Genomic DNA, 7,326 nt, shown 5'->3' with positions numbered 1-7,326 from the left:
CCATCCAAGCGATGAGAGCCGCCTGAGGCGCCTTCGCACGAAATCCAAACCGCCCGAAAACTCTCCGCGCTTCATGGCCGCTGTTGCCGCAAGTTCCGAAAATCGTGTTTTCGCACGGCCTCGGCGGGAAGCGGAACGCCGTCATCGTCATCCGCAAGGGCAGGATTGGTTGGATTGCGGGCATTGAGCGAAGGACCGGTCCCCGCCGCAGACCGGACGATGGCTGTATGGGAATGACGCGCCACAAGCAGTCGTTGTGGCGGCGCGCGGGGGGGCGCCATCTGATCCGTCTTTGTGGTCAGAGCTCGATCGGGTGTTGGCTCGGCGAAAAGCGATGCAACGACCGAGAACTAGCTCGTTTTCACGACATCCCGTGAATGACTTCAATGCCGGGTGACGTCTCATCGGTCGCGCGTCAAACTGAATTTTGCGATCCGCCCACAGCCGCAATTTCTCATGCGGAATTCCATTCCGTCTCTAAACCCCACCGGACATCAAACCACCCCCAGAAGATTCGCGCGTCCGATTTGCCGGGTCTTGGCGGCCAGGTTGTCTGTTGGCAGGGAAGGGTCTAGCTTTTACCCAGAAAAAATTCGCCGCGGTCCGGCTGGTCCAGACGTAAAGGTGAACGCAAATGGGTGAAGACGCCATGTTCGGCGGCGGCCAGGAATCATGGCACGCCATGTCCGCGGAGGGCGCTGCCCAGCGCCTCGGGACCCATGCGCATACAGGGCTGGACGCTGCCGAAGCCGCGCGTCGGCCGGCAATATTCGGTCCCAACCGTCTGCCGGAAGGCAAGAAACAGGGGCCGTTCCTACGGTTCCTTGGTCAATTCAACAATATTCTGGTCTATGTCCTGCTTGCCGCTGGCTTCGCCAAGCTGATGCTCAGCCTTTGGGTCGATGCCGGCATCATTTTCGCCGTGGTCGTCCTCAACGCGCTGCTCGGCTTCGTTCAGGAAGGCCGGGCCGAACAGGCGCTGGATTCGATCCGCAACATGCTGTCTGCCGAGGCGAGGACCCTGCGCGGCGGCGAAACCCGGATGATTCCCTCGGAACAGCTTGTTCCTGGCGACATCGTGCTGCTGGAGTCAGGCGACCGCATTCCAGCCGACCTGCGATTGATCGAGGTCAAGAACCTGCGCACCGAAGAAGCGGCGCTGACCGGCGAATCCGTGCCGGCGGAAAAGTCCATCGCGGCGGTCCCCGTCAACGCGACGGTCGGCGACAAGGAGTGCATGGCTTTTTCCGGCACCATGGTCGTCTCGGGCCGCGCGACCGGCCTCGTGGTCGCCACCGGCAGCGACACCGAACTCGGGCGCATCAACCAGATGCTGGCCAATGTCAGCCCGCTGGAAACGCCGCTGCTGCGCCAGATCAAGAAATTCGGCTACAAGATCAGCGCGGCGATCGCCGTGCTCAGCGTCCTGATCTTTTCCTATGGTCATTGGCTGGGCCACATGAGCTTCGTCGAACTGTTCCAGGCGGTCGTCGGCATCGCCGTGTCGCTCATTCCCGAGGGCCTTCCGGCGCTCATCACCATCACGCTGGCCATCGGCGTGCAGCGCATGGCGCAGCGTCACGCGATCATCCGCCGCTTGCCCGCGGTCGAAACCTTGGGCTCCGTGTCGCGCATCTGCTCGGATAAGACGGGCACTTTGACGCTGATGGAAATGATGGTCACTTCCGTCGTCACGGCGGAATCCGCATACGAGGTCACCGGTGACGGCTATGCCCCGGAAGGCGAGGTCCGGAAGGATGGCAAGCCCGCCGGCGCCGCGCCCGTGCTGACGCTGATGGGGCGGGTGTCCATGCTCTGCAATGACGCCGAACTGTTCCAGGACGGCGGCGCCTGGAAGGTGGAGGGTGACCCCACCGAAGGCGCGCTTTATCCTTTCGCGACCAAGCTCGGCATGGACAGGCAGGCGGAACTGGCGGCCTTCCCGCGTATCGACGCGATACCCTTTGAATCCGAACATAAATTCATGGCCACGTTGCACCGCTCGGCCGGCGGAGTTGAGATTTTTCTGGTCAAGGGCGCGCCCGAGGTGATCCTCGAGCATTGCGACCGCCAGCAATTGGCGGACGGCAAGACGGCGGCACTGGATCGCGCCCGTTTCTCCGTGGAATCCGATCGGCTCGCCGCCCAGGGCGAACGCGTGCTCGGCCTCGCCTGGCTAGAAAACCCCGGCCTCGCCGCCGGCGGCCTCGCCCCCGCCGACCTGCCAGGAACGCTGGTACTGCTAGGCATCGTCGGCCTGATGGATCCGCCGCGCAAGGAGGCGATCGAGGCGGTGAAGGAATGTCACGGCGGCGGCATCCGCGTCACCATGATCACCGGCGACCATAAGATCACCGCCGCCGCCATCGCCAAGATGCTCGGCATCGGCGACGGCAAGACTGCTGTTTCCGGCGTGGAAGTCGAGGCGATGAACGATGCGGCGCTGCGGGATTGCGTTGGCGATGTCGACGTTTTTGCCCGCGCCAGCCCGGAGCACAAGCTGCGGCTGGTCAAGGCAATCCAGGCGAACCGGCAGATCGTGGCCATGACGGGCGACGGCGTGAACGACGCGCCGGCGCTGAAAAAAGCCGATATCGGCGTCGCGATGGGCATCAAGGGGACCGAGGTGACGAAGGAAGCCGCCGGCATGATTCTGGCCGACGACAATTTCGCCTCGATCGGCGCGGCGGTGAAGGAAGGCCGCACCGTCTACAACAATATCGAAAAGGCCATGCTGTTCCTGCTGCCGACCAATGTCGCCCAGGCTCTGGTCATCGCGGTGGCGATCCTGTTCGGCTTCACCTTGCCGATCACCGCGCCCCAGGTGCTCTGGGTGAATATGGTGACCTCCGTCGCGCTCGGTCTGGTGATCTCGTTCGAGCCGCACGAGGCCGACGTGATGCAGCGGCCGCCGCGCGCCGTCGACCGGCCGATCGTCACCGGCTTCGGCCTGTGGCGCATCCTTTTCATTGGCTTCGCGCTGCTCGCCTTCACTCTCGCCGCCTTCTTCGAGATGAAGAACAATGGCGCGTCCGACGCGCTCGCGCGCACCGTCGCCGTCAATGCGATCACCATCGGCCAGGCGTTCTACCTGCTCAACAGCCGCTATCTGATCGATTCCTCGCTGTCGCTGAAAGCCCATATGGGCAACCGCTATTTGCCGTTCGGCATTCTCGCGGTCGTCGTGCTGCAACTGCTCTTCACCTATGCGCCGCCGTTTCAGGCGATGTTCGGCAATGAAGCGATTCCGTTATGGGCGTGGCCGTGGCTGCTGCTCGGCGGACTGATGTTTTTCCTGGTCGTGGAGGCGGAGAAATACGTCATTCGCGCCTCGCCCGCGCTGCGAGCGTCGGTGGTCGCGATCGAGGCGGGCCAGCAGCGGACAGGAACCGCACCGGCGGAGTGAATGGGTTGCCAGGCGCTTTACGGCGCAGGAGTCTCGATATGGCCGAGAAGGTGGGCGGCGCCACGCCAGGCGTGGCGCGCCAGCGCTTCGAGACGGCGCACGGTTTCGATCCGCGCCATCGCCTGATCGGCGGTGATTACTCCGGTGGCGACCTTGCTCAAGGTCGGGCCGCGATGCGCTCGCCTGAGATCGGCGAGAATCCTGGCGCTTTCTTCAAGCCTTGCGAGCGCCGAACCGGCGGCGAGCGTCTCCATGCTGTCGATAGGCGCTGCTGCGTCGCTGAGCGCTTTTTCCCCTGCGATATCGCCGACGGCAGATTGGGCGGAGCGCATGGCCTTGGCGCAAAGCCTGGCGGCGCGCTCCTCGTCCGGGCCGTCCTTCGTCGTCGGGAATTCCGGCTCCTCGCCGGCGATTTCGGCAAGCCGCGAAACATGGTCGAGCGCGTGCAAGGTGCTGGTCAGGCGAAGCTCCTCGCGATCTGAATCAGGCGGGCCGCTGACCTCCGACATGAAATCCCGCGCCTGACGCAAGGCGCGCACGGGCTCCGCAATCGAGAGGCCGGCGCCGGTTTTTCCATCGCCCGAGACGGCGGCGTCGACCTTTTGGCAAATGGCCTCGATAGCCAGCGCGATGGTGCGCCGCACCGCTTCCACGGCCACCACCGGGTTTTCCAGCACAGCCGGGTCGAGACCGCGCGTGAGCGGGGAGCTTGCGTCGGGCAGGAGGCGCTCGACGAAACGGGTGAAGCGGTCGATGAACGGCATCAGCACCGCGACGCCGACGACATTATAGGCCGTATGATAGGCGGCCAGCAGGGTCACGCCGTCCACCGCGCCCGATGCGCGCAGGATCAATGGAATGGTGATCGGAAACAAGGCCAGGGCGATCAGGGCGGCGATGATCTTGAACAGAATATAGGCCAGCGCCAGTCGCTTGGCGGTCGTACTCGCGCCAATGGCGGCCATGGCGGAACTGGTCGCCGTGCCGATATTCTGCCCGATGATCAGGGCGCAGCCCTGGTCCAGTCCGACGGCGCCGGCGTAGAAGGCCGAAAGGGTGACGGCGATGGCCGCCGTAGAGGACTGCATCACGGCCGTCATGACCAGGCCGATGACGACCAGCGAGAGCAGTCCCAGCCAGCCGGAGAGCCAGCCGGCGCCCGGCGCGCCAATCACGGCGGGCAGGTCGGAGGGATGAAGCTGCGCCGCGACGCCGCCCATGCCTTGCTGGAGCGTGGTCAGTCCGTAAAGGACGAGGGCGAAACCGGCGAGCGATGCGCCCGCCGCCGCGATGCGCCCGCTTCCCATCAGCTTGGCCAGGGCCCCGACGAAGATCAGCGGCAAGGCGTAGGACGACAAGGAAACCCGCACGCCGATCAAGGCGACCAGCCAGCCGGTGCCGGTCGTTCCGACATTGGCGCCGAACACCAGCCCCAGCGCCTGCGGAAAGGTCAGGAGTCCCGCGCTGACAAGACCGATGGTGGTCATGGTCGTCGCGCTCGACGACTGCACCAGCAAGGTGATGATGGCGCCCCAGAACATTCCGGAGAGCGGCGTCGCCGCGGCCTTTCCCAGCACCGTGCGCAGGGATGATCCGGCGAGACCTTTGAGGCCGTCCGTCATGATCGTCATGCCGAGCAGGAAGAGCCCTATTCCGCCCAGAACCGAAATGGCCGTCGACATGCGCGCGCCTCCGCTTTCGCCGCTTCACATTTGTGATTTTACGCCCGAACGCAGCGTCGAGCTTCACGGCTCGGCGTCGAGTTCGACGCGCGCGGCCGCCAGCTCCTTTTTCATTGCGGCGTCGACCTTCGGATAGGCGAGGTCGAGACGTTCGACCACCTCGATGATCGCGGAGGCGACGACGAGGCGCGAGAACCATTTGTTGTCGGCGGGCACGACATACCAGGGCGCGCGCGGCGTCGCTGTGGCCCGGATCGCCTCCTCGAAGGCGCGCATGTAGTCGTCCCAGTATCGCCGTTCCCGGATGTCCGAAGGAGAGAATTTCCAGTTCCGCTCGGGCTCGTCAAGCCGTTTCATAAAGCGCTTCTTCTGCTCCTTCTTCGACAGATTGAGGAAGAATTTGAGGACGATCACGCCTTGCCGGGCGAGATAATCCTCGAAATGGGCGATGTCGGCGAGCCGCTCGTCCCAGATGCGCTTGCTCACGACCTCCGGCGGCAGCTTCTGGCGCTTCAGAAGCTCTTCGTGCACGCGCAAGATGAGGATCTCCTCGTAATAGGATCGGTTGAAGATGCCGATCCGTCCCCGTTCGGGGAGGTTCTTCGAATAGCGCCACAGAAAATCGTGGGCGAGGTCTTCCGCCGAGGGCTGCTTGAACGAGAACACCTGGCAGCCCTGGGGATTCACGCCAGACATGACATGCTTGATCGCTCCGTCCTTGCCCGCCGCGTCCATGGCCTGGAAGACCAGCAGCAACGACCAGCGATCCTGGGCGTAGAGAATGTCCTGCTCCTGGGCGAGCCACTCGGTTCCGCTCTGCAAAAGCTCGGCCGCCTCGCCCTTTTCCAGCTTCAAGCCCTGCGTGTCGCCCGGGTCGTGGTCCTTCAGCTTGAAGTCCTTGCCTTTGGTGACGCGGAAAGGGTCGACGTATTGCTGGATGCGATCCAGAATCTCTTTTCTCACCATGGCGCAACCTCCCTTTTGCCCATATGCGTGGAAAGGCTTGCGCTATGGCCCCGATCCGTTTCGATCGGATCGAGGCTATAGCGCAAGCTTCTGTCGTCCGCTCAGCGCCAGGCGCACACCCTGCGTCCGCGACGCCACCAGCACACCCTCCGGCGAGCCCGCCGATGCACAACAACGACCGTCTTTTCGATGAAGCTATCCGTTTTCGAGACATGCTCCAGTCCCATCGGAACCGGTACGGCCCCGGCCGTTTCCGGCAACGTGAGCAGCCCCGCGGCGGCGACCGCGGCGGCGCCGACCAGCACAGTCCTCAACATTTTACGACGATGAATGCCCATCATGTGTCAACTCCTGAGAAACGCTGGGGTGAAACATTCAAATTCGGCCGGCGAGACGGATCTCGCCGCCTTCCTGGGAGCGCGGCCCGACCGCGTTCGTCCGGCATGACGCCGGGCGAAGAGGCCGCCCGCCAGGGCGGCGGCGCTTGAGCGCCTGTTGATCGGCGGCGATCGATGGCGCAGAAGCCTATCGTAGGATAGCCGCCTGGGCGAGATTTGGTTCCATCGCCGTCGCGCCGCCAATACCTCGATCGTGCTGGCGCGCGGCGTATTTTCCCTGATCATCGTGCGGACGCAGGGCCAAGCGCGTCAATACGAGGGAGCGGACAAAGCTTGAGTGGGAACCAGTCACGCGCAAATATCTTCTTCGGTAGGTCACTTGACTTAGCAGGGTGCTGAAAAAGGCTCGCGTTTGGCTTTGAGCACGGCTTCGTCGCCATTGTGATATGCAAACTCGATCTCGATCGAGCCATCGTCGAGCAATTCAGCTGAACCTTCTCCTGATACGTCATCGCCCTCGTCGAAGCCGATCCAGTTGAAGTCGATGGAGGTCCGGCCATAGGCGATTTCAAGGCCCGCCTCCATTGCGCCGAAGGCGATTTCGCCGCGTCCTTCTGCGCCGATCGTGATCGCCGCCGGTCCACTTTTTCAGCAGCCTGTTAGTACGTCGAATATTTTGACGAAGTCTCCTGCAACAGAATCGGCGGTGTACGCCGCATAGCTTTTCGATTCAGCATGGCCGAATGAAAGGGGAACAACTGCCAATTCGACAAGTGCGTCACGCAGCGGCGCGACGAGACCAGGCAGTTTTGCTGGCGAGTCGAAAGCGAAAGGCCTTCCACCGCCAGATTTAGTGAGAATATTATGGGCGCTGCTCGAAGCATGAAAAAGCGACACGTACGGCCGCCCGGACATCAAAGCAGGATAAATTTTC

At 63.3% G+C, this 7,326-nt stretch carries 6 protein-coding genes; 1 reads left to right on the top strand and 5 read right to left on the bottom strand.

The window, feature by feature from the left end:
* The first annotated feature begins 634 nt into the window (after window positions 1-634).
* A complete protein-coding gene (locus tag ACLP2E_RS08195) occupies window positions 635-3,406 on the top strand; it encodes a cation-translocating P-type ATPase (RefSeq protein ID WP_442465631.1) in 2,772 nt (923 codons plus the stop codon).
* Window positions 3,407-3,423: 17 nt separating this feature from the next.
* Here ACLP2E_RS08195 and ACLP2E_RS08190 read toward each other — a convergent pair whose 3' ends face one another.
* The 5 genes from ACLP2E_RS08190 to ACLP2E_RS08170 form a co-directional block, all read right to left on the bottom strand.
* A complete protein-coding gene (locus ACLP2E_RS08190; protein ID WP_442465630.1) occupies window positions 3,424-5,088 on the bottom strand; it encodes a Na/Pi cotransporter family protein in 1,665 nt (554 codons plus the stop codon).
* A gap of 63 nt (window positions 5,089-5,151) precedes the next feature.
* A complete protein-coding gene (locus ACLP2E_RS08185) occupies window positions 5,152-6,054 on the bottom strand; it encodes a polyphosphate kinase 2 family protein (protein ID WP_442464037.1) in 903 nt (300 codons plus the stop codon).
* A 101-nt stretch (window positions 6,055-6,155) separates the two neighbouring features.
* On the bottom strand, window positions 6,156-6,395 hold the full coding sequence (locus ACLP2E_RS08180; protein WP_442465629.1) for a hypothetical protein: 240 nt from the start codon (window positions 6,393-6,395) through the stop codon (window positions 6,156-6,158).
* 381 nt (window positions 6,396-6,776) lie between these two features.
* Complete coding sequence (locus tag ACLP2E_RS08175) at window positions 6,777-6,977, bottom strand: hypothetical protein (protein WP_442465628.1); 201 nt, start codon at window positions 6,975-6,977, stop codon at window positions 6,777-6,779.
* 63 nt (window positions 6,978-7,040) lie between these two features.
* A partial coding sequence (locus ACLP2E_RS08170) for a hypothetical protein (protein ID WP_442465627.1) occupies window positions 7,041-7,326 on the bottom strand: 286 nt, incomplete at its 5' end.

Source organism: Rhodoblastus sp., from assembly GCF_052145335.1.
Taxonomy (GTDB): Bacteria; Pseudomonadota; Alphaproteobacteria; order Rhizobiales; family Beijerinckiaceae; genus Rhodoblastus.
Note: the sequence above shows the minus strand (reverse complement) of the source record. Positions and strands in the feature narration are given on the sequence as shown.